Source organism: Acidibrevibacterium fodinaquatile, assembly GCF_003352165.1.
Taxonomy (GTDB): Bacteria; Pseudomonadota; Alphaproteobacteria; order Acetobacterales; family Acetobacteraceae; genus Acidibrevibacterium; species Acidibrevibacterium fodinaquatile.
Genome location: NZ_CP029176.1, coordinates 1,496,745 through 1,520,950, shown reverse-complemented (window position 1 = coordinate 1,520,950; position 24,206 = coordinate 1,496,745). Strand labels below are relative to the sequence as shown.

Genomic DNA, 24,206 nt, shown 5'->3' with positions numbered 1-24,206 from the left:
TCACCAGCCTTCCAGCCGGACGCCCGTAACGCCGTGCTTCACATTCGCATACCGAAGCCGGACGGCTCCAGGTCTCGCTCGGGCATTGGTTCTGGCGCCGGCCTGGGCTGCGGCATTTGCTGCAGCACCAGGGCGATGAGCGTCTCGCGGTCTTTCCTGGCGAACGCCGCAACCCGGCGGGCCTCGGCGGGGTTCTGCTGGCGCAGCATGGCGAATACCGCCGAGTCGTCGACGATGGCGCACGCGGCCCGCAACGCGCCGGTGACAACGTTTGCGAGTTTTTCCTCCTCCGCCGCGGTGCCCTGCCAGGTGGCGGCGAGCTTCTTACGGGCACGGGTGCTGGCGAGAAGCTCGCCGTAATACCGAGACAGAGTTTCTGCCACGTTGGCAGCGGGCGCTTCGGCTTCCGGCACCCGCGGCGGCGGTGGCGGCCTGGCGGGTTCCGTTGTCGACGGGACCGGCTTTGGTTCCGGCCGCGGCGCCGAGTGTGGTGCCGCCTGCGGCTTTGGCGCTGGCTCCGCCACCGGCCGCGGCCTCTGCGGCTGTGGTGAAGACAACGCCGCGCCCGGCGCTTGCCGCGACGGCGCGGAAACCTCCGTCGATGATTTCACCGTCGCGGATGGCACCGCCGGCGCTTTTGACGGCACTTTCGCCATTGTAGGCGCCTTCACCATCGACTGTACCGATTGTGCTTTCGCCATCGGCTTCGGCGACGTCGTCGACGTGCCTGCCGCCGCCTTGGATGGCGACGATGCCCCCGCCGAAGACGGCCACATCGCGGCAATGGCGCTCTTCGCCTTGGTCATTGCCTGGCGAAGCCGCGACATGCGCCCCGGCTTTTGCGCCGGCGCTTTCGCAACCACCATGGCAGCCGGCGGCTTTGGCGTCGTCCTTGCCACTGGCTGCGCCTTCGCCACCGGCTTTGCCGAAGGCTGGGCTTTTGCCTGAGGCGATGGCGTTCCGGCCGAAGACGGCAGCACGACGGCGATGGCACTTTTCAGAGTCAGCCCCCCCCTGCGGAACAAGGGCACCACCCTGCGGAACAAGGGCACCGGTTGCGGCTGCGGCCGCGGTGCATCGGACGGCGATTTCGCAGCGATAACCTTCGGCGCTGGCTTTGGCTCCGGCACTGGCGGTGCCTTGGCCATCGCCGCCGCCGGTTGCGGCATGGCCCTTGGCGGCGCCGGCCGCGCTTCGGGAACGAGGATAGCGCTCTCAGGGACAAGGCCGCGGCGGACGGCGAAGCCGGCGCCTGTCGAAACCGCCGCCGGCTCATAGTCGAGCGTGCTCTCCTTGCGCCGCGCGCGCGCGAGCCGCTCGGCCATGCGGGCGCTGTTGCCCATCTCCTCCTCGCTCCAATGCAGCCGCACGCTCTCGCGATGGCGGCTGAGGGCGACATAGGTGAGATGACGGTCCATGCTCGCGCTCAGCAGCACATGGGCATGGTCGACGGTGACGCCCTGGGCCTTGTGCATCGTCGCGGCATAGCCGTGGTCGAGGGCGTCGTAGTCCTTGAGCGCGAACACCACCTCGCGCCCACCATCGAGCCGCACCTTGAGATGAGCGCCCGCCCCCGCACCGGCGATGGCAATGAGCGTGCCAAGCGTGCCGTTCTTCACCCCGAGAGAGCGCTCATTGCGGAGAAAATAGATGCGCTCGCCGGCCGCAAAGGGTTTTTTCCCGTCCCGGGTCGGCAGCATGACGTCAGGGCCCAGCTCGCCGCGCTCCCGCCGCACCGCCCGCGCCCGGTCATTGAGGTCGCGGACATCGGCACGGCGATGGGCAAGGATGATGCGGCTCGCCGCCGGGTCACGACGACGGCCCGCCTGCCAGTCGATAATCAGCCGGATTTTGGCCTCCTCCGCTTTGATGGCGGCCAAAACCATGCCCTTCTCCTGGTAGCGCGCCAGCGCCGCGCGGGTTTGGCCGGTGGCCAACTCTGCCGTCGCCTGGCGCTGCCAGTCCTGCTTCTGGCGCCGCACCACGGTCAGCGCCTCCGCCCCCACCCGCTCGACGATGGCGCGGAACGGGGCGCCGGCGGCAATCGGCTGCAACTGCTCGGCATCCCCGACCAGCACCAGCTTCGCTCCCGCCGCTTGCACCGCCGCCAGCACGGCGGCGAGGTCGCGCGAGCCGACCATCCCCGCCTCGTCGACGACCAGGACATCACGCGCCGAAAGCGTCTCACGCCCCTGCCCCCATTGCCGGAGCAGCGAGGCGATGGTGCGGCTTTCTATCCCCGCCCCCTGCTGCAACCCCTCGGCGGCAATCCCCGAAAGCGCGGCACCGCGCACGCGATAGCCCGCCGCTTCCCACACCGCCCGCGCCGCCCCGAGCAGAGTGCTCTTCCCGGTGCCGGCATGGCCAACCACCGCGGCGAGACGGGTGGCGCCGGTGATACGGCCGAGCGCCAGCGTCTGCTCCTCCCCCAGCCTGGCAGCCTCGGCGTGCCGGCGGCACAGCGTCGGGTCGACAAACTTATGCCGCTCCTGCGCCAGCGCCTCGGCGGTTGCCGCAAGACCGCTCTCCAACGCCAGCATCTCTTTTGTGGTGTAGCGCTCTTCGCCCCGGCCATCGCGGCCGAGCCTGACCAGCGCCGGCAAGGCCATGACTCTCGCCAGGACGTTCCGGAACTGCTCGGCATCGACGGTGTGCCCGTTGATGAAGCGGGCGATGTCGCGGCGGGTGAAGGTGCTTTGCTGCGCGGTGATGGCGGCGAGCGCCATCGTGGGGTCGGCGAGGAGTTTATCGCCGTTGAACGCCAGGTCGTCCCGAGCCCGCGCGCCGCGCTCGGTCACCTCGCCGGCGGCCTCGCGGCGGCGCACCCCGGCGCCGAGCTTGACCTGCGGCATCAGGTCGAGGCCGAGTGTCTCCAGCGAGCGATGGTCGATGCGGACATCATGGCCGTTCTCGGCGAGGCAGGCATTGGCGATGTCGGCCCAGGCCTCGCGCCAGTGCTGCAAGAGCGCGGTCGCGTTCCACTCCCGCCGCTTGGGCCCGAACCCGCCGCCTTCGACGCCGCGCAGGGTCAGCAGGATATGGGCATGCGGCTGCGGCTTGCCGTCGCTGCCTTGTACCCAATGGATGGCGATATCGGCGACCATGCCGCGGGCGACGCATTCCCGCCGGACAAAATCCTCCGCGAGCCGGATGGCCGCACGCTTGGAGAGTTCACGCGGCAGGGCGATTTCCAGCTCGCGGGCGAGCTGGGCATCGCGGCGGCGCTCGGCGGCCTCGACGGCGTTCCACAGGGTGGTGCGGTCAGCCCAGGCTTCCGGGGCACCGGCGGGGAGGATGATGGCGCGATGCACGACGCCCTGTTTGCGGGTGTAATTCTGCCACTGGCCGAGATGGTGGTCGCGGAGCCTCTCTCCGGCGCGATAGGCGGCGGCGGCGATGACGCTGCGGCCCTGGCCTCGGGAGATAATCTTGACGCTAAAATGGTAGATGGCCATGCGTTATTCCGGGTAAAAATTGTCCACTGCAAAATATTACCCGGCCGCCATGCAAGGAACAAATACTTATTGAGCAAAAATTTCTACCACCTCCCCCAGCAACGTCGCGAAGCGACGTATAAGCGCGCCATTTCGCTCTTTTCTGCCTTTCTTTCTGCCTCTCTCCCCTCAATTTTTATTGTCAACATTCCCCTCCGGTATCCCAGGAACTTGCTCCCGCCATCCAATTCCGGCTTGCCAAGGTCCGTGGCCTTGCCGTCTGCCCCGAGCCTTGGCGCCGTGCCCGCCTTGTGCGGGCACGGCGCCGCCGGTTCCGCGGCGCCGACAGTCCTGGCGATGGAAGGCAAAAGAAAAAGGAAAAAATACTTCTAAACCGCTGGCTCGATAATTTTTCCCGGTTTTCTGCCAATCATCAGCCAGCGCTTATGGTAAAGAGCGGTTAAGGGATTGCCGCTGTCGACGCCCATGCAGTAACTCTTCGGCCTGTCATGACGGCGGCAGGAATTATTCTGCGCTTGATAGTGAGGTTGAAGGCGATGGGATTGAAGCCTTTGGCCTTCGTCTCGCATCCTCTGGTGTGAGAACAGTCACGCAAGAGGTGGTGCAATATTTTTTGGTGCTTTGTCGATTTTTCTCTTGAAGTTACTCAATAGAGATACTATCTTCATATCAGGAGACGGGAAAACATTTTCTTCCCTCTCCCGCGCGCCGGGCGCCCCCCGGAAGCCAAGCGGCCGAGCATGGTGCTGACACACCACACCCGGCCTGACCTGCAACATTGGAGTCCGCAATGTCACAAGCTAATCGATTTCCTACCACACCTGCTCTCTTGTCGGGAGACGCGTGCCCCTGCTCACAGAGGCCGGGAGCGCATGCCGTCCCGGCGCCCCTGCCCTCGGATGGCGGGCAGCCCATCCGCGTCCCGCGGCCAAAGCGCGCGATAGCGCTGCCGGCGCCAGCGGCGGAGGAAGAGTGGCTGCCGCCCCTGCCATGCGATATCGGCGAGGGGCCGAGCGATATCATGGTCGGCGAGGCCGGGGCGCATCTGGTGCAGTCGCGGCTGATGCGCTGGGGCCTGTCCACCCATGCCGCCGGCCCCGGCGCCCCCTATGACGTTCTCACCGAGGCCCGCCCGGCGGTTGGGCTCATCCGGTTGCAGGTCAAGACCACGGCACAGCCGCCGCGCGGGCGATGCTACCGCTTTCGCCTCACCCGCGGCTTTCACCGCTCGGCGCGCGGCGTCTTCGCCTATCGGGCGGGGGATTTCGACATCGCCGCTTTCGTGGTGCTGGGTCTCGACCGGGTGCTGTTCCGGATATTCGGGCGGCCGAGCTTCAGCGCCACCCCGGCCGAGTTCCTGGCCGCGGACGCCGAGAAGCGAAGCCTGCGCCGGGCGCTTGCCGGCCTGATGGCGCGGCGGGGCGTGATGCCGCCGGCGGACCTCTGACCCCGGGAGGCCGGGCCCGGATAATCGGGCCCGGCGTTCCCTCCCCTTTCCCGTGTCTGCCCGTGCCGCTGGCCGTGTCCGCTCGCGCGGGCGTGTGATTGGAGTTTTTCCCATGCCGCTCATTTTTGGCCAGGCTCATCCTGGCGATGACACCACCGCCACCCTTCTCCGCCTCGAGACCCTGCGCCGTGACCTGCAGGCGCTGGCCGAGGGCAAGCCGCCTTCGGCGAAAATCCTGCGCGCGGCGCCGCTGCTCGAGCAGTTCCGCATTGCCGGCCGCGAGGCGCTTTGCCTGGTCGGCACCGGGGCGGGGCATCCGCGTCTTCCTGCCGGTCCCATCGCTACCGAGGAGGTCTGGGCCTTTGCCCCGGATTTCTCCTGGGCGCGCACCTTCTCCGGCTTCTACCGTCTCGGCACCCCGCATCCCGGCGAGCATCGCCTCGCCTCCGGGCGCTGAGGCGCAGGCAGAGACCAGGGGCGCCAAAACGGCGCTCCGCCTGGGGCTTGCCGGGGCGGCGTGTGTGTCTGTGCTGTCCATGCCCCGGGGGAAAGAGACTACCCTGGGGGGAGAGAAAGCCGGGGATTACGTCAGGATAGCCGTTACCTGATAGATTTGGACTTGCACGGCGGCGGCGAGTGCGCAAAAAAATTGGCGGCCGGAAAGGCCGCCAAGTTTAGGGAGGAAACGTCCAAGAAAGTGCGAGGCATGGCCTCGCGCAGGACGAGGTATAACGCCGCCGCGTCTGGCCTCACCTTAAATTTGTGCAATGCAGCGGAAAGCTGCCGGCGTTGTTGCGTTTCCGCCACACGTCGGCGCGTTGCCCCGAGTAAAATATGCACCGATTTTTCCTCATGCTGCCAAGCCGATAGTGAAGCCATCCCTTTTGGGCGCGGCTCGGACATTATTTTGTCCGGTGGCGTAGGCCTCCCTCCCCGGCATGACCATCGTCTGCGGCGACCTGGAGGGGGTTGTCGTTAATCATGATTTTACCATATCGTGCATCGCCGTCGTCGCTGGGACAGCCCGGAGAAGCAAAGCCATGACCCGTAAGATGCCTTACGCGGCAAGGAAGCGTCAGACTGCCGCTATGATGTTGGCCGCCTGTTTCATCGGCGGCGGACTGCTCACACAACCCGCTTGGGCTAAAGGTGGCGCCGGAGGCGCCGGGGCTGGCGCTGGCGGCGCTGGCGCTGGCGGGGCCGGTGGTGCGGGGGGTGCCGGTGCCGGCGCGGCCGGAGGGGCTGCAGGAGCGGCGGGCGCCGCCGGGCATGGCCCCGGGCCGGGGCATGGTACCGTCGGCGTGGTCGCGCCTGTTTCCACGCGGCATGCGCAAATATCTTCGCCGCGACCAGTGGCCTTGGTTCATACCACGCGACCGTTCCGCAGCCATTACGCCACACACGGTCAGTTGACCGCGGCGCTCGGACCGCTCAACGCCGCGCATGCCTCGCCAACGGCCCTCGCGCACGCCTCGCCGCGTTCGATGGTCGGGAAAATAGCAACCTATGACCGCGCCATGCTGTCGGCCTTGTCCATGCCGACGCGAACCCCGCAGCAAATCGCCCTCCGCCAGCAGGCCATCACCAACGCGCGTGAAACCCTCGCCGACGAGACGGGACGCACCCTGACGCCAGCCGTCGTCAGCCGGGTCGACCATTTGCTCGGCCTGCCGCCGTCGAACCCGACGCTCGGAACCGTCTCGACGACGCCACGCCTGGGGCCACCCATTCCTATCCAGCAGGCAACGCTTCCGCCACCTGGGCCCGCCCCGGCACCGCCTGGGCCAGCGCCCGCGCCGCCTGGGCCGCTCGCGGGGCCAGCGCCAGCACCCGCCCCAGCGCCACCACCGGGACCGCCGCCACCACCGGCCCCGCACGCAATCGGGCCGCTCGCAGGCCCGCCACCTGGGCCCGCCCCGGCACCGCCTGGGCCAGCGCCCGCGCCTCCCGGACCGCTCGCCGGGCCAGCGCCAGCACCCGCCCCAGCGCCACCACCGGGACCGCCGCCACCACCGGCCCCGCACGCAATCGGGCCGCTCGCAGGCCCGGTACCAGGGCCCGCCCCGGCACCGCCTGGGCCACCTCCCGCGCCTCCCGGACCGCTCGCCGGGCCAGCGCCAGCACCCGCCCCAGCGCCAGCGCCACCGGGCCCGGCGCCCGCGCCGCCAGGGCTGGCAAGTCTGTGATAAGTAATCGTAAAGCAGCGCGCTAACACCGCGCTGCTTTACGAGTCCACCTCAGAACAATAAGCACTATCTCGCTCTACACCCGTTGTTCAGGTTCTGTAGCGCGCCGAGACAATTTGCATCTGTCATGCCCTTGGCGCCGTCTTGTACTATGCGGGGCCGTGATTTCTTGGCCAAAAGCGTATCGCAACCAGATTTTTTTGATATTCAGCTGAAAGTCCTGCCATCAGGTCAAGCCGCTGCCCGGGCTGCCCCGCATCGCCGGACTCGAGAGGTTATGTCTCTTCGTGCGGCTCCATGCCACTGAGTTGCTGGACAGAAAGCGTCCCAAAACGGCGCCTCATCCGGCTTGCGCCGCTGGCCGCCGCTCTTTTCGCGCCCCCCTCAATCAGGAAAGTGGTCGGTTTTCTGCCCGACAGGGAGCGTTCTGAAACCAACTGGCACGAAATTTTGATTGACGTAGAGGTAATGTTAATGCTTTAACGAAACTATGACGACCAATGGCGCCACCTTTAAGACAATCTGGGAGAGCAACGATGCGGTTCAGAGCATATGTCGCGGAGTTTGGAAAACTCGCTGCGAGTCTCTCTCTTGCTCTCGGGGGCATGAACTTCGCGGCCACGCCAGCCGCCGCAACGGTGCTGGGTTACAGCCTGAACGATTATGTTGGGACAGGCAGCACTAATCTGGTTTCCTCGCCATACGGCACCGTTACCCTGAACGACAATGGTGGACCGAATGTTACCGTGACCGTTACGCTCGCTTCAGGGGTTGGCTTCATCAATTCCGGCGCGGGTTATCCCTTGACCTGGGATCTGAGTGGCGCGCCAAATATTTCCGTTGCGAATATCACCCCTGGATTCTCCTCTGTTTACTCCTCTACCGGGTCGTTGCACACTGGCGGCGCTGGGTATTGGGATTACGCCATCGCTTGCAGCGTGGCGACCTGTGGGCATGGCGGCCAGAGCCCCTATACGGGCACGCTGGGTTTCACCGTCGACAATGTTACTCTCGCTGATTTCGTGGCGAACAGCGATAGTAATTATTTCAGCGCTGATGTCTGCCTCGGTATTTCTGGTGGCACATGCAGTGGTGGCATCACCGGAGTGGTAGTCGCCAATCTGTCTTTCGTTACCTCTACCTCAAACACTGACGTGCCGGAGCCCGCTTCGGTGACGATCCTTGGCGCCGCCCTCGGCACCATCGCTTTCTTTCGGAGGCGCTTACGCCGCGCGTAAGAGCCCGGCATCACGGCCACAATGCCGCGCGTCAGCGCTCCGGTTCCCACCCGGGCGAGAAGACCTGGCGCGAAGTTGCCGACCGCGGCCTCGAAATCGTCATCTGCATCGGTCACATCGTCGGCGTCGTCATGCTGGTCATCGACCATCTGTTCTGACCCGCCCTCAACATCAGCACAGCCGCGCCAAAAGGGCGCCTTTTCTCCGACTTGCCCCGGAATGCGCTTCTGCGGAATCCCTTAATATAGAAGATACGATAATTTTAGTCCTTGCTATTAGTATTCCGCCACGTTATCATGAGTTATTGACAGTTCTGAATTTTGAGTTGTCGTGCATTACCGCGGCGAGTGAAGGCCTCGTCCGCCAAACGGGAGGATTGAACATGACGCATACTCTGAACACCCGGCGCATATCGCCGAAACCGGAAACAACCAACGCCGCCGCGCGCCGTGAGGCCACACCCAAGCCGGTGCCGCTCCAGAATGCGCATCCGACCCTCGCCTGGATTGCCCGCCTGCTGGCCAGGCAGGCGACGCGGGAGGATTATCGGCGCCTCAGCCTCGGCTGCGGCACCATTGACATGACGGCCATTATGGCCGCCACCGCGCTGGTGATAGGCGCGGTCATAGTTCTCATGCATCATGGCCGCTGGCATTGACCGTCATGCCGCGCGACTTACCGCGAAACCCATGCGTCATTCTTGACCGGCAGGGCGATGGCGCGACATCATCGCCAGCCCTGCCGCTGGAGCTGCGCCCATGACCCTCCGCGCCGTCATCTACGCCCGCTATTCCTCCGACAACCAGCGCGACGCATCCATCGAAGACCAGTTGCGCCTATGCAAGGAACGCCTCGCCCGCGAGGGCTGGGAACTGGTGCAGGTCTATCGTGATGCCGCGCTCAGCGGCGCCTCGACGCTGCGCCCGGGTTATCAGGCGCTGCTCGAAAGCGCGCGCGAGGCCGCCTTCGACGTCGTCGTCGCCGAAGCCCTCGACCGCCTCTCGCGCGACCAGGAAGACGTCGCCGGTCTGTTCAAGCGGCTCAAATTCGCCGGCATCCGCCTCGTCACCCTCGCCGAGGGCGAGATTTCCGAACTCCATGTCGGCCTCAAGGGCACGATGAACGCCCTCTTTCTCAAAGACCTCGCCGATAAGACCCGCCGCGGCCTGCGCGGGCGGGTCGCCGCCGGGCGCTCGGCCGGCGGGCTCTGCTATGGCTATGACATCGCCCGCCAGCTCGACCCCAATGGCGAGCCGGTGCGCGGCGCCCGCAGTATCAACGAGGCCGAGGCGGCCATAGTGCGCCGCATCTTCACCCTCTTTGCCGGCGGCGCCAGCCCGATTGCCATCGCCAAGACGCTGAACGCCGAAGGCGTGCCCGGCCCCGAGGGGCGCGCCTGGCGCGATACCACCATCCGCGGCCATGCCGGGCGCGGCACCGGCATCCTGCGCAATGAACTCTATATCGGCCGCCTGGTGTGGAATCGCATGCGCTTCCTCAAAGACCCGGCGACCGGGAAAAGGGTGTCGCGGCCGAATCCGCGCGCAGAATGGGTTATCGAGACCGTGCCGGAATTGCGCATCATCGACCAGGAAACCTGGGAGCGGGCTGCCGAGCGGCTCGGCGCCATTCGCGCCGCCTCGCGGGCCGACACGCTGCCGCCCGGGTTCTGGGCGCGCCGTCGGCCGCGGCATGTGCTGACCGGAAAAATCTTTTGCGGCGGCTGCGGCGGCGCCTTCGGCGCCATCGGTCGCGATTATCTCGGCTGCACCGCCGCCCATCGTCAGGGGGTCTGTGCCAACCACGGAACCGTCAGGCGCGACGCGCTGGAAGACCTGATTCTCGCGGCGCTGCGCGAGCAGCTGATGGCGCCGGAACTGGTGGCGGAATTCGTCGCCGAATTCGCCGCCGAGTGGAACCGGCTGCAAGCCGCCGCCGGGGCCGAGGCGGCCAATCTGCGCAAGGAGCTGGCCGCGGTCGAGCGCAAGCTCGCCGGTCTGATTGACGCGATTGCCGAGGGGTTCCGGGCGCCGGGGCTGCAACAGCAGCTCGATGACCTGGAAGCACGCAAGGCGGGTCTGGCCCGGCAATTGGCGCAGGCCACCCCGGCGGTGCCGCGGCTGCATCCCAATCTCGGCGAAATCTATCGCGCCAAGGTCGCGGCGCTGGCCGAGGCCTTGACGGGGCCGGATGGGCAGGAGGCTTTGGAGATGGTGCGTGGCCTGGTGGCGCGGGTCGAGGTGCTGCCTCCCGCGGCGGCGGGCGAGGCGCCGGAGATTGTGCTCACCGGCGAGATTGCTGCGATGGTTGGGCTTGGCCTCGGGCAAGCGCCGACGCGCCCCGGTGCAGGGGCGACGCCAGGCGCCGTTGCCGGCGCTGGTTCCGATTTGTTTACGAGTTCGGTAAAAGTGGTTGCGGGGGCTTGCAACCTCCGACAGTTGACCCTCCTCCCCGTCGCCTGCTGAACGGCCGGCTATCGCCGTGAAAGAGCGCTAGGCTCACGCTTCAGCCGCCCATATCTCGGCGGCCGCCGCGGCGAGCCGCAGTGCTGTGGTAAGTGGCTGATAGCGGTTTTCGTTACAATGAATTTCCTTGACCCTTACCAATTTTTGCTGTAGCAAAAAACAATATGCGCGTGACGTTCGACCCCGCCAAAAATGCCAGAAACATCGCGGAGCGCGACTTACCGTTCGAGCGGGTGGCTGACCTCGCTTGGGAAACCGCCATTTTACAGGAAGACCGGCGGAAAGACTACGGCGAGACCCGCGTTCGGGTGCTGGCGCGGCTCGGTCGGCGACTGCATGTGGCGGTCATCACGATGCGAGGCGAGGCGATGCACGTCATCAGCTTTCGCAAGGCTAACCGCAAAGAGGTGGAGTGGTATGAACAGGAAAAAGGATGAGGCGGCTTCCCGCCCGGATGAAGACAACCCGGAATGGACGCGTGAGGAAATCCGCACCGCCCGACCCGCGCTCGATGCCATTGCGGAGATTTTCGGCACGCAAGCGGCGGAGGCTATCCGGCGCCGTCGCGGGCGCCCGGCGAAAGCTGACCGCAAGGTCAACCAGACATTGCGTTTGGACCCGGACGTGCTGGATGCATACAAGCAGGAAGGCCCGGGATGGCAGGTGCACATGAACGAGGTTCTGCGCCAGCACATGCCTCGGCACGGGAAATGATGCGGTAACGAAAGAGCGCCTGGCTCACGCTTCAGCCGCTCGCATCTCGGCGGCGGCCTCAGCGAGGCTCAGGACCAGCCCGGCAAAGCGCCCAGACATGTCCCTCGGCGACCTGGCCGATGAGCCACCGGTCGAACGACGACGGTAACCCGCGTCGCATCACACCATCGCGGCTCATGCCGATGAGCGCTCTTCAAGCAGGGATATCCTTGCCGTCCTCGCAGCTCCCCTAAAAGCGCCATCGAGCGTCGCAAGTGGCACGCTTTCGCGCTGTGCCAATGCGAGATGGCTCGCATGATAGACCGTGAGCCGATGCCGGCGAGCGAGCATGAGCACCTCCGCCTCGCCGGGAGAACGGTCGACCAAGGCTGTTCAATGCTATGAGATAGCGAGCAGCGCGAGCATATTATCGATACCGGCGAGGGCGGCTCGGTAGCGGTCCTGGGCGAGTGTGTTGGTACGATGTGCGGTAAGGATGTTGAAACCGAAACTGCGCAAGCGTGCGAACACGCCGGGGTTGGTGCGGATGCGCGAGCGGTCTTCGCCGAAGGTGACGTCGCGGCTGTAGTGGGAGGTGGTTTCGATCCGCCAGTGTGCGCGGATGGCATCGGCGGCGCGGCGTGCGGAGATCGGCGTGTTGGAGACATAGAAGGCGGTCTCGGCGGAGTGGCGCAGCAGCCCGGTCTTGCTGCTGCGGGTGAACACCTCGCGCTCGACGCGGATGATGGCGGCGACGTGTGGATGCCAGTCGGTGTTGGCGAGTATGTTGGCGGGATCAAGGACGGTGACGGTGCGGCGCTCGTCGCGATTGCGCCCGATATCGTGGCTGTGGGCGGATCCGAGCGGTGGCGTGGTGGTGGAGAATTCGGTGATCTGGCGCAGCAGGGTGGGCTGGTTGTCCTTGACCTGGACGATCAGGGCGAGGTTGGCCTGCGCAGCGGCCTCGAAGGTTTTTTTTGGCAGTGCAGCGCATCGAGGGTGACGACGGCGCCGGCCGGGACGCCGAGTTCGGCAAGCAGCGCCTGCGCTGCCGGGATTTCGTTGGATTTCTCGGCGATCTCAACATGGGCGAGCACGAGGGCGGTGTCGGTGGCGAACGCGCTCAGCACCTGGGCGGCGGCGCGGTCGTGAAAGTTGTCGAAACTGCCGCGGAGCGTCTTGCCATCCAGCGCGATGCTGCCCTGTCCGGGCGTCGCGCGCGCGGCCTGCAGCAAGGCGGCATGGCGGCGGAAGACCGCCTCCACCGCAGCCGGATCAAGCCCCTGGAGGATGTAGCGGATGGCCGTGTGCGCCGGCGCGCGACGCCATTTCAGCGCAAAGATGGCGTTCAGCCGGTGACGATGGACGTCGATGAAGGTGATGATGCCGCGATACGAATTGCAGCCGCTGACGATGGCCAGGATGGCGAACAGCAGCACGTAAGGCAGTTGGTAGAGCTTTCCTTCCGCCCGGCGCGGATCAGGAATCTCCGCCAGCACGTCCAGCAACGGTGAGAATATAGCCACGGCAACCTCCACTTCGGTTGCCGCCCTATGAGTCAGACATTTCCCGATTGGGGAATCCCCTTCGTCTCCATGAATGCATTTCACCCATCAGATGTTACAAATCGGGCTCAGTCCAGCCAACGAGAGAGCGTTGAACAGCCTTGAACGGTCGACCGTTATCGGCAGGCGGGCGATTTCGCGCAGAAAAAAGCGCGGTGTCGGTTTCCGTCAGGCGGCCTCGCCGCTCGCTGACGATGAGGGTGTCGCGGAGTTCGAACCACCAAAGGCTCGGAAGCAGCGCCGCATCCGTCCGCATCCGCTCGAGCGCCAGAGCCGCCACCGGGTGGTCCTCGTCCGCGAAAGCCCAGCACGCCGCAATCGAGGCGTCGAGAACAAACGGCATCAGTAGCGGTACCCTCATGCCGGGCGGAGAGCAATTGCTCGACGGTGACCTTGCCGGTGCGCCTGCGGAGCGCCTTGATGCCGGCGATGGCTTGGTCAATCTCTTCCCGCCTGCGATCCATTTCCGGTATCAGGCGGGCAATCGCCCGGCCATGGCGCGTGATGACGATGACCTCGCCGCGCTCGACGTCATCAAGCAGTTGCAGCAGATGAGCTTTGGCCTCCGAAGCTTGAACCTCGCGTATGCGTGCCGCCGTTTCGACCAGTTTTTATGACCAGTCGAAAGATGGAGAGCAATGGATGCCGTCAATGAAAATTTCCGCCTCTCCCGGGTCAGATCTCAGCGCAAATCAACAGACAGACTTCACGTATTTGAAAGTGATTGGCTGGGGGTGGATGTATCTCTCTACCATCCTCGATGATTATTCCCGTTACGTCATCGCCTGGAAGCTGTGCACTACCATGCAGGCCGAGGATGTTACCGACACGCTGAACCTCGCTCTCGACGCTTCAGGCTGCGCCTCAGCTACAGTCGCGCATAAGCCACGCCTGCTATCCGATAACGGGCCGTGTTACATCGCGGCCGATCTGGCCAAATGGCTGGAGCGGCGAAATATCGAACACATCCGTGGCGCGCCTTGTCATCCGCAAACCCAAGGCAAGATCGAACGCTGGCACCAGACGTTGAAAAACCGCATATTGCTCGATAACTATTACCTGCCGGGTGATCTTGAACGTCAGATCGCCGCCTTCATCGAGCATTACAATCACCGCCGTTACCATGAGAGCCTCGGCAACGTAACACCAGCCGATGCCTATCATGGCAGGGCCCAGGACATCCTGCGTCAGCGGCAACAAATCAAACGTCAAACCATCCAGCTAACCCGCCTTATTCACAGCATGGCCGGGATTCGCTGGCGGGTGTCGCGTAAAGCGTTGATCAGGTTTACGGAATTGGGTGTCGAAGCCATCCGGTCCACGTGACCACGGAAGCCACACCCGCCATGTCCGAAGATACCCTCGTCGCGTTCCATTTCCCAGCCGTGGCGCGCAAGAAAGTCGTCGCCGCATTCGATGGCGGGCGCCTGACATCCGACGGTGGCGTGCTGCTGCTGGCCGCGGCCGAACGGCGCCTCGGCCTCGCCGACAAGCTGGCGGCGCTGATCGCCGATGCGCGTGATCCGAACCTGTTGACGCATAGCGTCGCCGACATTCTGCGCGTCCGCATGCTCGCCATCGCCTGCGGCTATGAGGACGGCAACGATCTCGACCATCTGCGCAGCGATCCCGGCTTCAAGCTGGCCTGCGGACGCCTGCCCGACAGCGGCATCGATCTATGTTCCCAGCCGACCGTGTCGCGGCTGGAGAACGCGCCCACCCGCCGCGAGGTGGCGGCGATGAGCTACGCCCTGATTGATATCTATTGCGCCAGCTATGCGCGCCCGCCGCGTGAGGTGACGCTGGATATCGATGACACCGTCGACGTCGTGCATGGCGCGCAGCAACTCTCGTTGTTCAACTCGCATTACGGCGAACGCTGCTTCCTGCCGATGCATGTCTACGAGACGGCGACCGCGCGGCCGGTGGCGGTGTTGTTGCGGTCGGGCAAAACGCCCTCGGGCCGTGAGGTGCGAGGCCAACTCAGACGCCTGGTGCGCCGCATCCGCACGCACTGGCCCACGACGAACATCACCATTCGCGGTGACGGTCATTATGGCCGCCACGAGGCGATGAGCTGGTGCGAAGCCAACGGTGTCGACTACGTCTTCGGTCTTGGCGGCAACGAGGTGGCGTCGCGGTTTGTGTGGAAATTGCCTTTGGCGGCGTCTCCGGTTTGGGGAGCATGACGAGGTCAGGCGACGAGATCAAGAGGCATTGAGGCGGGTGGCTCTCCGAGGCTCTGCCACCCGTCGACTTTGCGCATGGTGACCTGCCCGGATGCGAGCAATGACCAGAACAGCATCGCCGCGGTCTCTGCCGAAGGCAGGACGGTCTGGGTTTTGATCCGGCGCTTGAACTCCTCGTGCAGGCGTTCGATCGCATTCGTCGTTCTTGCCGATTTCCACTGGCTTTTGGGCAATCGGGTGAAGGTGAACAGCCGATCGCCGGCTTCCTCAAGGCTGTCGGCGACACCGCGGCATTTCAGGCGCCATTTGGCCAGGAACAGCCGGCGCCGGCGCATCACCTCGGCGCTGGTATCGGCGTAGATCATGTCGTTGTAGTCGGCCGTGATCTCCTCGTGCAGCGCCTCGGGAGCGTGCGCGAGCAGATTTCGATGCTTGTGGACTGTGCAGCGCTGGGTCGGCACCTCGGGCCAAAGGCTGGCGAGGGCGCGTTCGAGGCCGGCACCGCCATCGATCAGCAACAGGTCCGACGTCCGCAGACCCCGCGCGATCAGGTCATCGAGCACCGCCCGCCAGGCGGCCTCGCTCTCGCCACCCATGTTCTTCACCGCCAGCAAAACCTTCTGCCCGTCGCGGCGGACGCCGAGAACGACCAGCAGCGAGATGTTGGTCGCTTTCCGGTCGAGCCGGACCTTCACCACCGTGCCGTCGAGGATCAGCCTGACGGTATCCTCGTCGGCCAGGCTCCGCCGGTTCCAGCCGTCCCAGTCCGCCTTGACCTTTCTCCACGTGCGGCTGACCACGTCCTTGCCCACTGCCCCCTTGAACAACGCCCCCAATGCCCGCCTTACCCGCCGCGTGTTCGTGCCGGCGAGATAGGTCGCCGCAATCAACGCCTCCACCTGCTTCGTCATCCGGGCATAACGAGGCAGCGTGGCACTTTGCCATTCCGCCGTTCCACCCCCGGGCTTCGGCATCCGCCCCCGCGGCACCGTAATCTCGAGCGGGCCGAACGAGCCGAGGATTTGCCGATGACGGACACCATGGCGATATCCTGTTGCCTCGCCACCACGGCGATATCGCTCCCGCCCCAGCGCCGTCGTCAGCTCCTCCTCCAGCATGTTCTCGATGAACCCGCGGATCCGATCCCGCACCCCCGCCTCAATCGCGTCGAACCAGCCCTCTCCATCAAAAAGGCTGGCTTCCGGCGTTCCCGTGCTATTCTTCTCCATGGCGTGATCTCCATCGGCGCGACAACGCCGAGTCTGGTGGTTGAACTCACCCGGAGATTACGCCACCCAGAATTATGGGATGGCCCGCTCCTTTCCCCCGGCGGTGTATAGTCTGCTGGGGCCAGCGAAAGGAAAGTGCCATGACGAAAGAGATCGCGGTATTGGGGATCGATCTGGGCAAGAACAGTTGCAGTCTCGCGGGGTTGGATGCGAGCGGCGCGGTGGTGAAACGGCGCCGGATGCGGCCGGACAGCGTGACGGCCTTTACGGCGAAGATCCCGGCGTGTGTGATCGCCATGGAGGCATGCTGTGGCGCCCATTATCTCGGGCGGCTGTTGGCGGCTCAGGGTCACACGGTCCGGCTGATGTCGCCGGAATATGTGCGCCCGTATGTGAAAGCGCAGAAGAACGATGATCGGGACGCCGAGGCGATCGCTGAAGCAGCGACCCGGCCGACGATGCGCTTTGTAGATCTCAAAAGCGAGGAACAGCTTGACGTGCAGACGTTGCATCGGGCGCGGGATCGCCTGGTGGTGGAACGTACGGCGCTGATCAATCAGCTACGCGCTATCCTTCTTGAACGGGGGATTACCGTGCCAAAGGGGCGGAGCAAGCTCGCGCAATATCTGGTGGGGCGGTTCGATCAGAACGACGGAGGTAGCATCGCGTTGTCTCCACGAACGCAAGCGCTCATTGCCGACATGCGGAAGGAATGGCGCGAACTGGATCACCGGATCGAGGCTTTCGACGACGAATTTGTTGCTCGTGCCCGCGCCGATGAGGCGGCCCGCAGGCTGCTTTCGATCCCTGGTATCGGCCCGGTCAACGCCACCGCGCTGATCGCCGCGATCGGCAAGGGTGAGAGTTTCGGTCATGGCCGCGATCTTGCCGCCTGGCTGGGTTTGGTGCCGCGTCAGATCACGACAGGCGGACGACCCCGGCTTGTCGGGATCAGCAAGCGCGGCAACAAATATCTGCGCAAGCAGTTGATCCATGGTGCACGCTCCGCCCTGCCAGGTCTGCTGACCAGCGCCACGCCACTCGGCGGATGGCTGCGGGGGCTGATCACCAGGGTGCATAAGAACGCCGTAGTCGTCGCATTGGCCAATAAGCTGGCACGGATTGCGTGGGCCGTCTTACGTCACGGCGACAAATTTGACGCCAAAGCCGTTGGTGTGACGGTGTGACCGAAATCGACCGGTGCTGATATGATGATCGGCTACCGGTCCATGATGTTTGCGGGTGGTGGAAGAAAGATGGCCTGACAGTCGATCGGTGTTCTGGAAATCTGATGTGTGGAATGGCGGACTTGTCGCCGACAGAATTATGAGAACCAGAGCGCGCGGATCTCCATCTTGGTCGAGAGCTTGCTCTGAGGCCGGATACGTTGACGCAGACTGACCAGTCCATCGGAAAAATCACTTGCAGGCGGGGCGGGCCATACGTCCACACACTTCACGACGCCACCGAGAAAGATCAGCGCACCAATCATCAGGCGCACCTCTTCCCGCTCGAAGAACATATTGGAGCGCGGCGAGTACACCGGGACGCCCTTGTTCTCAAGAAAACGGGCAAGATCGACAACGCGCTCGTTCCTGACCGAGCGGAACAGGAAGGCCACTTGGTTCCAGTCCTCCAACTTCCCGCTTTTTCGGAGCGTATTCAGGAAGCGAAGGACCTCAGCGTGCCACTTGGCATTTTCATCGGGCTCGTCAGCCGCAGAAAGCCGCAACACTGTGGGCGTTTGGGGAAACGCTGCCTTGCGCGGCACGATGCCTTTTTGGAACCGGAAGGATTTGCCGCCGTCAGTCCAATCCTGGGCGCCCATCCACTCGTTATAGAACCGTATGATGTCCGGATGGGAACGGTAGTTGGTTGCAAGTGTCACGCGCTTGCAGGTGGTTCCCTTGAATAGGCTCGGAAACTCCAGGATATTCCGGATCGTAGCGCCACGAAAGCGGTAGAGGCCCTGATCGTCGTCCCCAACGACGCAAAGGTTTTTCTGCTTGCCGGCGAGAAGAAGGAGGATACGCTCTTGGATGGTGTTCGTGTCCTGATATTCATCAACCATCAAGTGCGTAAGCTTCTGATGCAGTTCCTCCAGAACCTCTGGATGCCGCTCCAGAAGACGCAGGGCTTCGAGCTGGATACCTGAAAAATCTAGGCTGTTGGTTTCGTCGAGCAGTTCCTGATAACGTCGGTAGCATGCGGCCAAGGCGCCGACCTCCGGCTCCTTGGCCTTTGCTAAGGCGACAACGTCCAGTGCCTCTTCGCGGACCTTATTGAGCCACTTCAGCAGCTCATCGGATTGAGCCCAGCGGCCTTTCTGGTCATCACCCATGACCAGTTGCGCTTCCGCCAGGGAGCGGAACTCGCTGATCTTTTGATAAAGAAATATTGCTGGTCAAATTGATCAAACAGTGTGTAGCTGCGCTTTAGGCGCGTATATTCCCGATAATCTTCTAGAAGCCGTAAGCAGACAGAATGAAAAGTGCCAAGAAGCATTTCATTCAGATTAAACTTGATGTTCAATTCCGACAGGCGGCTTGAAACCCGGGTCGTAAGTTCCCTGGCTGCCTTTTCGGTGAACGTGACGGCGAATAATGATTCGGGAGGTACTCCTTCTTCCTTAATCAAGTAGACAATGCGCTCGACCAAAGTGAAAGTTTTACCAGATCCCGGGCCGGCGATGATCAACACCGGCCTCTTGGTGGTCCGGATTGCCGCAAGTTGTTGCGGATTGGCCTTGGTGCGGAACGACGAGGCCATCAGTCTAACTCCTCGCCAGCATGACAAGCGCGAAGGAACCCCCTGATCGTGCCGGCGATCTGGGAATCCGAGTGTTCCGGAGTTATACCAACCTGCCTATCTAATGACCGCTTTGATCCAGTCTTGTTGGGTGATCGAAGCGATTTGTTCTGGCATTTGCATGAACTTGTTCCAGGCGTTTCGGCAGGCGGCAAGGATTTCGTCGTAGCTGTTCCAGACCTGATGGTTTAGGAAGTTGCTGCGCAGAAATTGCCAGATGTTTTCGACTGGGTTGAGCTCTGGCGAATAGGGCGGCAGCGATAGCAGGCTGATGTTGTCGGGCACCGGCAAACGTTCGCCGGCTTGATGCCAGCCGGCGCCATCGAGCACCAGCACGGCGTGCGCACCGGGCGCGACCTGCGTGCTGATTTCGCGAAGATGCTCGGCCATCGCCTCGCTGTTGACCGCCGGCATGATGATGGCGGCACCAAGACAGCGTGCTGGGCAGACGGCACCAAACAGATAGGCGGAGTCATGGCGATTGTCGCGCACCGCCAGTGGTCGGGAACCCCGCTCTGCCCAGACATAGCTCAGGGTTCCCTTCTGACCGACACGGGCTTCATCGGCGAACCACACCTCGATCGGCTTACGGGCCGCCATGGCCGGGATTGCCGCCGCTACCAGGCCAGCGAAGTCTTTTTAAAAATGTCCTGTGCCGCAGCGTCCTTCTTCGGATGATACGGACGCGGCTGGACCCGCGTGAACTTGAGCCGCCGCAACAGTCGGCTGATCGACGTCTCGTGCAGGGTAACCGCAAACTCGGTCTCGATCCGTCGCTGCAGGTCGACACAGCGCCACCGCACCACGCCGTCACGCTCCAGGTCCGGGCCCTGCCTGACCCATGCCGCGATCTGCGCCTGCTGCGAAGCCGACAATCGGGGTGGCGGTCCGTTGCGGCGCGGCGCATCGCCCAGTCCGTCAGGTCCCAATCCATTGTAACGGTGCACCCAGTCGCGCAGCGTCTGGCGGTCCATGGCACAAGCCTCGGCCGCATCGCGCCGAGACCAGCCTTCGAGAACAAGAGCAATCGCCAGCAGCCGCCTCGAAACTTTCGCATCCGTCGCACGAGCCGCCCGCTCGCGCAGCGCCATAGCCGACAAGTCCAAACGCGTTATCGCTACCGTCATCGCAAGCCTCCTCCGGGGAAGCTCAGCGAATCATACCCGCCCGAGCCGAGCCAACTCACATTCGAGTCAACGAAACCTCAGGTTGGTATTAAGGCGTTTCTCTCTGAGGAATGATCCGTCATTTTCCACCAGCCGATTTGAGTTCTGCCGGCGGAAGCCCTATCGGTGAGTCGGGTCGGACCGGCGTCGCACCGTCCAAGTCGATCGCCTCTACCTTCTCCAGCCAGCGACGGAACGAGGCCCACGGTATGGAGGCACGTTTCTCCTGAGCGACCATCGCCGCCGACAATTCGCTCGCGAAAAGGCTCGGGTTGGTAAACTTGCTAGCGACGCTTAGCGGTAGGTCGCCGGCTGTCTCCGTCGCGTTCGTCAAGTCGCGGATGTCGTTCAGCGAAAGGTCCAGGGCGAGGACTGGGCCGACGATGCGTTCTGGCCTGGGTGCGAATCGAAGCTTGGGCGCCAAGCGCGTGAACAAGGCGGCCAGGAGTGCGTTAAAGGTTGCCCCACCGAATGTTTGCAATTCCGCTCCGGTCAGCCGCCAACGGGTTGGGTCGAGCCCAGCTTGCCGGGCCAGTCCCCAAAGGACGCTTCGGCTCATCGGCGCTGCGGGTCCTGTACCCTTGATGCGAGCCAAGGTATGACCGCGGTCTGTCCGTTCGCGCAGGTAGACGCCGCCCTCCGCTGCCGTCGCTAACCGGCGCATTGAACCGCTAAGAAAGACAGCGCCGCCGGCCGTAGCTTCGTCGACATCCCAAAGCGCCGGCTTACCCGTCCGTAGGTCGACCGCCGCGGCGCCGACGCGGCCGGTGATCACACTGTGAATTTTGCCTGCATCCGCAGCGTCGGTCAGCCGGTCACAGGGAACAAGTGCCCCGCGGATGTTAGTCAGGCAGCCGGTGTCGATCATGTCGGCGATGACGGGAGCATGCATCGCGTCTCCGGCCTCGGCGCAAAGTGCTGCGGCGGAGAGCGGACGATCTTGTCGCGTTGCCCTCCAAGACAGGCTAAGCACCTGCTGCAGGCGCACGGATGGGCGGTCATAGTCGTGGACGTCATCGAGTTCGCTGCGCTTGGCGCAATCGAGCAGCGCGCGAATCAGGCGTTCGTCGTCGTCGGAGCCGCGAAAGGCGATCACCCGACAGATGCCGCTACGGCGATTGCCACGGCCGATCCTTTGCAGAAAGCCGCTCACGCTACATGGAGGTTCGCTGAGAACAACGGCATCGACATCGCCGATGTCAATGCCGATCTCCAGAGTCGTTGTTGCAACGCAGACGCCATAGCGCTCGACGCGCATCGCCTCTTCAACGCGCTCTCGTTCGGCGGCTGCCAGGGCGCCGAAATGCAAGTGTACGGGCCAGCGCGCGTCCTCGAGTTCCCGATGTAGGCAAGCTGCCAGTGCATGCGCACCGTTTCGGGAGTTCTCGAACACTAGCACCTTCTGCGCGCCCGACTTTTCGAGCCAACGAGCCAGTGCGCGTGCTTTGGCACGGCTATCATCTTTGCCTTCGTCGTCCTGGATCAGTTCCAGGTCGATTTCACGCGGGTCGCCGTGGGAAAGCACCTTTGCGCCGTCTCCTAACCAGGTTCTGGCTACGCCTTGCATGTCGTCGAGGGTTGCCGTCATGCCCACCACCTGAAAGTGATCGCGCGGCACCAGTGGCGGTGCAGACGCTTGGCGGAGGCGGGCGATAACGTGGCGTAGCTGCTGACCGCGCGGCTGGCCGTGCAAAAGATGGATCTCGTCCACGACGACTGCCCGCACCCCGGTCAGCGCCTGCGGACGACGTAGTTGCAGTGAGTCGAGCGCTTCCGGCGTCGTCAACAAGCAGAACACCCCGTCCGCGGAGTGCAGCTCATGCCGATCGCCGGTATAGCGCGCGATGGCATCCGACTGGCGGGTTCCGAGGTACCCGATCAAGCGCTCATGGAGGTCGTTCACCAGGGCCTTGGTGGGGGCGACATACACCGTCGAGAGCCTGCCCCGCTTGAACGAACTATGGCGTTGATAGAGCGGCGCGACGGCGGCCTCGGTCTTGCCCGAGGCCGTCGGGGCGGCGAACAGGACATCCGCTCCCTTCACCACTTCGGGCATTACCATCGCCTGCCCGGGCCAAGGTTGCCTCCCGCTAAAAAATACAGGGAAGGCGTCAGGCATCATTCGACCGAGATCGGCACGATCCTTGGTCATGCCAGGGCTTCTTCCCAAGGGAGAAGCCCGCCGGCGACTTGACGCGCGGCGTCTTCGACAAGAACCACGATTTCCTCGGTACCGAGCGGCCTGGACTGGGCCATCAATATCGCGAGCGGGAAGCCTGCAAGTTTGGTCCAGTTACGCAAGATCCGTTCCGAAACGGGAGTTTCCTCGAAGCGCTCGCGCAGAACGGCGGCGACTCGTCCTCGTAGTTCTGTGTTGGAGAGTATGGCAACCTTTGCACCTAGGTGGCGTCGTGAAGTGTGTGGAACGTATGGCCCGCCCCGCCTGCAAGTGATTTTTCCGATGGACTGGTCAGTCTGCGTCAACGTATCCGGCCTCAGAGCAAGCTCTCGACCAAGATGGAGATCCGCGCGCTCTGGTTCTCATAATTCTGTCGGCGACAAGTCCGCCATTCCACACATCAGATTTCCAGAACACCGATCGACTGTCAGGCCATCTTTCTTCCACCACCCGCAAACATCATGGACCGGTAGCCGATCATCATATCAGCACCGGTCGATTTCGGTCACACCGTCACACCAACGGCTTTGGCGTCAAATTTGTCGCCGTGACGTAAGACGGCCCACGCAATCCGTGCCAGCTTATTGGCCAATGCGACGACTACGGCGTTCTTATGCACCCTGGTGATCAGCCCCCGCAGCCATCCGCCGAGTGGCGTGGCGCTGGTCAGCAGACCTGGCAGGGCGGAGCGTGCACCATGGATCAACTGCTTGCGCAGATATTTGTTGCCGCGCTTGCTGATCCCGACAAGCCGGGGTCGTCCGCCTGTCGTGATCTGACGCGGCACCAAACCCAGCCAGGCGGCAAGATCGCGGCCATGACCGAAACTCTCACCCTTGCCGATCGCGGCGATCAGCGCGGTGGCGTTGACCGGGCCGATACCAGGGATCGAAAGCAGCCTGCGGGCCGCCTCATCGGCGCGGGCACGAGCAACAAATTCGTCGTCGAAAGCCTCGATCCGGTGATCCAGTTCGCGCCATTCCTTCCGCATGTCGGCAATGAGCGCTTGCGTTCGTGGAGACAACGCGATGCTACCTCCGTCGTTCTGATCGAACCGCCCCACCAGATATTGCGCGAGCTTGCTCCGCCCCTTTGGCACGGTAATCCCCCGTTCAAGAAGGATAGCGCGTAGCTGATTGATCAGCGCCGTACGTTCCACCACCAGGCGATCCCGCGCCCGATGCAACGTCTGCACGTCAAGCTGTTCCTCGCTTTTGAGATCTACAAAGCGCATCGTCGGCCGGGTCGCTGCTTCAGCGATCGCCTCGGCGTCCCGATCATCGTTCTTCTGCGCTTTCACATACGGGCGCACATATTCCGGCGACATCAGCCGGACCGTGTGACCCTGAGCCGCCAACAGCCGCCCGAGATAATGGGCGCCACAGCATGCCTCCATGGCGATCACACACGCCGGGATCTTCGCCGTAAAGGCCGTCACGCTGTCCGGCCGCATCCGGCGCCGTTTCACCACCGCGCCGCTCGCATCCAACCCCGCGAGACTGCAACTGTTCTTGCCCAGATCGATCCCCAATACCGCGATCTCTTTCGTCATGGCACTTTCCTTTCGCTGGCCCCAGCAGACTATA

At 63.8% G+C, this 24,206-nt stretch carries 20 protein-coding genes and 2 pseudogenes; 12 read left to right on the top strand and 10 right to left on the bottom strand.

The genetic code is table 11. The annotated features are described in order from the left end of the window. Positions 1–38: 38 nt before the first annotated feature. On the bottom strand, positions 39–3,455 hold the full coding sequence (gene traA, locus DEF76_RS07335) for a Ti-type conjugative transfer relaxase TraA (protein ID WP_114911771.1): 3,417 nt from the start codon (positions 3,453–3,455) through the stop codon (positions 39–41). Between the two features lie 1,021 nt (positions 3,456–4,476). Here traA and DEF76_RS07325 point away from each other — a divergent pair. The 3 genes from DEF76_RS07325 to DEF76_RS19255 all read left to right on the top strand — a co-directional run bounded on the left by DEF76_RS07325 (position 4,477) and on the right by DEF76_RS19255 (position 6,315). Next, the gene (locus DEF76_RS07325; RefSeq protein ID WP_114911769.1) at positions 4,477–4,902 is read left to right on the top strand and encodes a hypothetical protein; all 426 of its coding nucleotides are present in this window, start codon (positions 4,477–4,479) and stop codon (positions 4,900–4,902) included. 112 nt (positions 4,903–5,014) lie between these two features. Next, entirely contained in the window at positions 5,015–5,359 is a 345-nt protein-coding gene (locus tag DEF76_RS07320) for a DUF6634 family protein (RefSeq protein ID WP_114911768.1), read from the top strand. Between the two features lie 692 nt (positions 5,360–6,051). Next, complete coding sequence (locus DEF76_RS19255; protein WP_162800400.1) at positions 6,052–6,315, top strand: hypothetical protein; 264 nt, start codon at positions 6,052–6,054, stop codon at positions 6,313–6,315. 318 nt (positions 6,316–6,633) lie between these two features. On the opposite strand, the gene DEF76_RS07310 is transcribed toward DEF76_RS19255, so the two are convergent. Continuing rightward, positions 6,634–7,047 carry a hypothetical protein gene (locus DEF76_RS07310; protein ID WP_162800399.1) on the bottom strand — a complete coding sequence of 138 codons (414 nt, stop codon included), beginning with the start codon at positions 7,045–7,047 and terminating at the stop codon, positions 6,634–6,636. Between the two features lie 577 nt (positions 7,048–7,624). Between DEF76_RS07310 and DEF76_RS07305 the strand changes: the two genes are divergently transcribed. The 5 genes from DEF76_RS07305 (at position 7,625) to DEF76_RS07285 (ending at position 11,505) form a co-directional block, all read left to right on the top strand. After that, a complete protein-coding gene (locus tag DEF76_RS07305; RefSeq protein ID WP_162800532.1) occupies positions 7,625–8,326 on the top strand; it encodes a PEP-CTERM sorting domain-containing protein in 702 nt (233 codons plus the stop codon). A 382-nt stretch (positions 8,327–8,708) separates the two neighbouring features. Next, a complete protein-coding gene (locus tag DEF76_RS07300) occupies positions 8,709–8,984 on the top strand; it encodes a hypothetical protein (protein WP_114911764.1) in 276 nt (91 codons plus the stop codon). A gap of 100 nt (positions 8,985–9,084) precedes the next feature. Continuing rightward, a complete protein-coding gene (locus tag DEF76_RS20160; RefSeq protein WP_114911763.1) occupies positions 9,085–10,791 on the top strand; it encodes a recombinase family protein in 1,707 nt (568 codons plus the stop codon). A 164-nt stretch (positions 10,792–10,955) separates the two neighbouring features. Then, complete coding sequence (locus tag DEF76_RS07290; protein ID WP_114911762.1) at positions 10,956–11,228, top strand: BrnT family toxin; 273 nt, start codon at positions 10,956–10,958, stop codon at positions 11,226–11,228. Further along, positions 11,209–11,505 carry a BrnA antitoxin family protein gene (locus tag DEF76_RS07285; RefSeq protein ID WP_114911761.1) on the top strand — a complete coding sequence of 99 codons (297 nt, stop codon included), beginning with the start codon at positions 11,209–11,211 and terminating at the stop codon, positions 11,503–11,505. Before DEF76_RS07290 ends, DEF76_RS07285 begins: the two co-directional genes overlap by 20 nt. A 378-nt stretch (positions 11,506–11,883) precedes the next feature. Here the strand turns inward: DEF76_RS07285 and DEF76_RS20155 are convergent, their stop codons facing one another. Beyond that, on the bottom strand, positions 11,884–12,387 hold the full coding sequence (locus DEF76_RS20155) for an ISAs1 family transposase (RefSeq protein ID WP_274966672.1): 504 nt from the start codon (positions 12,385–12,387) through the stop codon (positions 11,884–11,886). Positions 12,388–12,419: 32 nt separating this feature from the next. Next, positions 12,420–13,010, bottom strand: a complete 591-nt coding sequence (locus tag DEF76_RS20150) for an ISAs1 family transposase (RefSeq protein WP_162800530.1) — start codon at positions 13,008–13,010, stop codon at positions 12,420–12,422. 130 nt (positions 13,011–13,140) lie between these two features. Here DEF76_RS20150 and DEF76_RS19250 point away from each other — a divergent pair, with 130 nt between their 5' ends. From DEF76_RS19250 to DEF76_RS07260, 3 genes and pseudogenes are all read left to right on the top strand, one after another. After that, positions 13,141–13,398, top strand: coding sequence for a hypothetical protein (locus DEF76_RS19250; protein ID WP_162800529.1), 258 nt, complete (start codon positions 13,141–13,143; stop codon positions 13,396–13,398). Between the two features lie 347 nt (positions 13,399–13,745). Beyond that, positions 13,746–14,288: pseudogene (locus DEF76_RS07265) on the top strand (transposase); the annotation flags it as partial. Between the two features lie 107 nt (positions 14,289–14,395). Next, positions 14,396–15,196: pseudogene (locus DEF76_RS07260) on the top strand (IS1380 family transposase); the annotation flags it as partial. A 47-nt stretch (positions 15,197–15,243) separates the two neighbouring features. On the opposite strand, the gene DEF76_RS07255 reads toward DEF76_RS07260, so the two are convergent. Beyond that, positions 15,244–16,467, bottom strand: coding sequence for an IS256 family transposase (locus DEF76_RS07255; protein WP_114911758.1), 1,224 nt, complete (start codon positions 16,465–16,467; stop codon positions 15,244–15,246). A gap of 140 nt (positions 16,468–16,607) precedes the next feature. On the opposite strand from DEF76_RS07255, the gene DEF76_RS07250 reads away from it, so the two are divergent. After that, entirely contained in the window at positions 16,608–17,654 is a 1,047-nt protein-coding gene (locus tag DEF76_RS07250; protein ID WP_114910744.1) for an IS110 family RNA-guided transposase, read from the top strand. Between the two features lie 137 nt (positions 17,655–17,791). Here DEF76_RS07250 and DEF76_RS20145 read toward each other — a convergent pair whose 3' ends face one another. From DEF76_RS20145 to DEF76_RS07230, 5 genes are all read right to left on the bottom strand, one after another. Next, positions 17,792–18,808, bottom strand: a complete 1,017-nt coding sequence (locus DEF76_RS20145) for a UvrD-helicase domain-containing protein (protein ID WP_205216132.1) — start codon at positions 18,806–18,808, stop codon at positions 17,792–17,794. After that, positions 18,760–19,236: a UvrD-helicase domain-containing protein gene (locus tag DEF76_RS20140; protein ID WP_205216131.1), complete on the bottom strand. Its 477-nt coding sequence runs from the start codon at positions 19,234–19,236 to the stop codon at positions 18,760–18,762. The genes DEF76_RS20145 and DEF76_RS20140 overlap by 49 nt, the downstream gene beginning before the upstream one ends. A gap of 96 nt (positions 19,237–19,332) precedes the next feature. Further along, positions 19,333–20,402, bottom strand: a protein-coding gene (locus DEF76_RS07240; protein ID WP_114911757.1) for an IS630 family transposase whose coding sequence is annotated in 2 segments (ribosomal slippage) — positions 19,333–19,910 and positions 19,910–20,402 — 1,071 coding nt in all. Because the reading frame shifts where the segments join, the coding sequence is not laid out codon by codon here. Between the two features lie 118 nt (positions 20,403–20,520). Then, on the bottom strand, positions 20,521–22,593 hold the full coding sequence (locus tag DEF76_RS07235; protein ID WP_114911756.1) for a DEAD/DEAH box helicase: 2,073 nt from the start codon (positions 22,591–22,593) through the stop codon (positions 20,521–20,523). Between the two features lie 532 nt (positions 22,594–23,125). Beyond that, positions 23,126–24,172 carry an IS110 family RNA-guided transposase gene (locus DEF76_RS07230; protein ID WP_114910744.1) on the bottom strand — a complete coding sequence of 349 codons (1,047 nt, stop codon included), beginning with the start codon at positions 24,170–24,172 and terminating at the stop codon, positions 23,126–23,128. Between the last annotated feature and the right edge of the window lie 34 nt (positions 24,173–24,206).

Bases quoted from the DNA above. Each gene is read 5' to 3' on its own strand.
- traA (WP_114911771.1), bottom strand. From the start codon at position 3,455: ATGGCCATCTACCATTTTAGCGTCAAGATTATCTCCCGAGGCCAGGGC.
- DEF76_RS07325 (WP_114911769.1), top strand. From the start codon at position 4,477: ATGGTCGGCGAGGCCGGGGCGCATCTGGTGCAGTCGCGGCTGATGCGC.
- DEF76_RS07320 (WP_114911768.1), top strand. From the start codon at position 5,015: ATGCCGCTCATTTTTGGCCAGGCTCATCCTGGCGATGACACCACCGCC.
- DEF76_RS07305 (WP_162800532.1), top strand. From the start codon at position 7,625: ATGCGGTTCAGAGCATATGTCGCGGAGTTTGGAAAACTCGCTGCGAGT.
- DEF76_RS07300 (WP_114911764.1), top strand. From the start codon at position 8,709: ATGACGCATACTCTGAACACCCGGCGCATATCGCCGAAACCGGAAACA.
- DEF76_RS20160 (WP_114911763.1), top strand. From the start codon at position 9,085: ATGACCCTCCGCGCCGTCATCTACGCCCGCTATTCCTCCGACAACCAG.
- DEF76_RS07290 (WP_114911762.1), top strand. From the start codon at position 10,956: ATGCGCGTGACGTTCGACCCCGCCAAAAATGCCAGAAACATCGCGGAG.
- DEF76_RS07285 (WP_114911761.1), top strand. From the start codon at position 11,209: ATGAACAGGAAAAAGGATGAGGCGGCTTCCCGCCCGGATGAAGACAAC.
- DEF76_RS07255 (WP_114911758.1), bottom strand. From the start codon at position 16,467: ATGGAGAAGAATAGCACGGGAACGCCGGAAGCCAGCCTTTTTGATGGA.
- DEF76_RS07250 (WP_114910744.1), top strand. From the start codon at position 16,608: ATGACGAAAGAGATCGCGGTATTGGGGATCGATCTGGGCAAGAACAGT.
- DEF76_RS20145 (WP_205216132.1), bottom strand. From the start codon at position 18,808: ATGGGTGATGACCAGAAAGGCCGCTGGGCTCAATCCGATGAGCTGCTG.
- DEF76_RS20140 (WP_205216131.1), bottom strand. From the start codon at position 19,236: ATGGCCTCGTCGTTCCGCACCAAGGCCAATCCGCAACAACTTGCGGCA.
- DEF76_RS07235 (WP_114911756.1), bottom strand. From the start codon at position 22,593: ATGACCAAGGATCGTGCCGATCTCGGTCGAATGATGCCTGACGCCTTC.
- DEF76_RS07230 (WP_114910744.1), bottom strand. From the start codon at position 24,172: ATGACGAAAGAGATCGCGGTATTGGGGATCGATCTGGGCAAGAACAGT.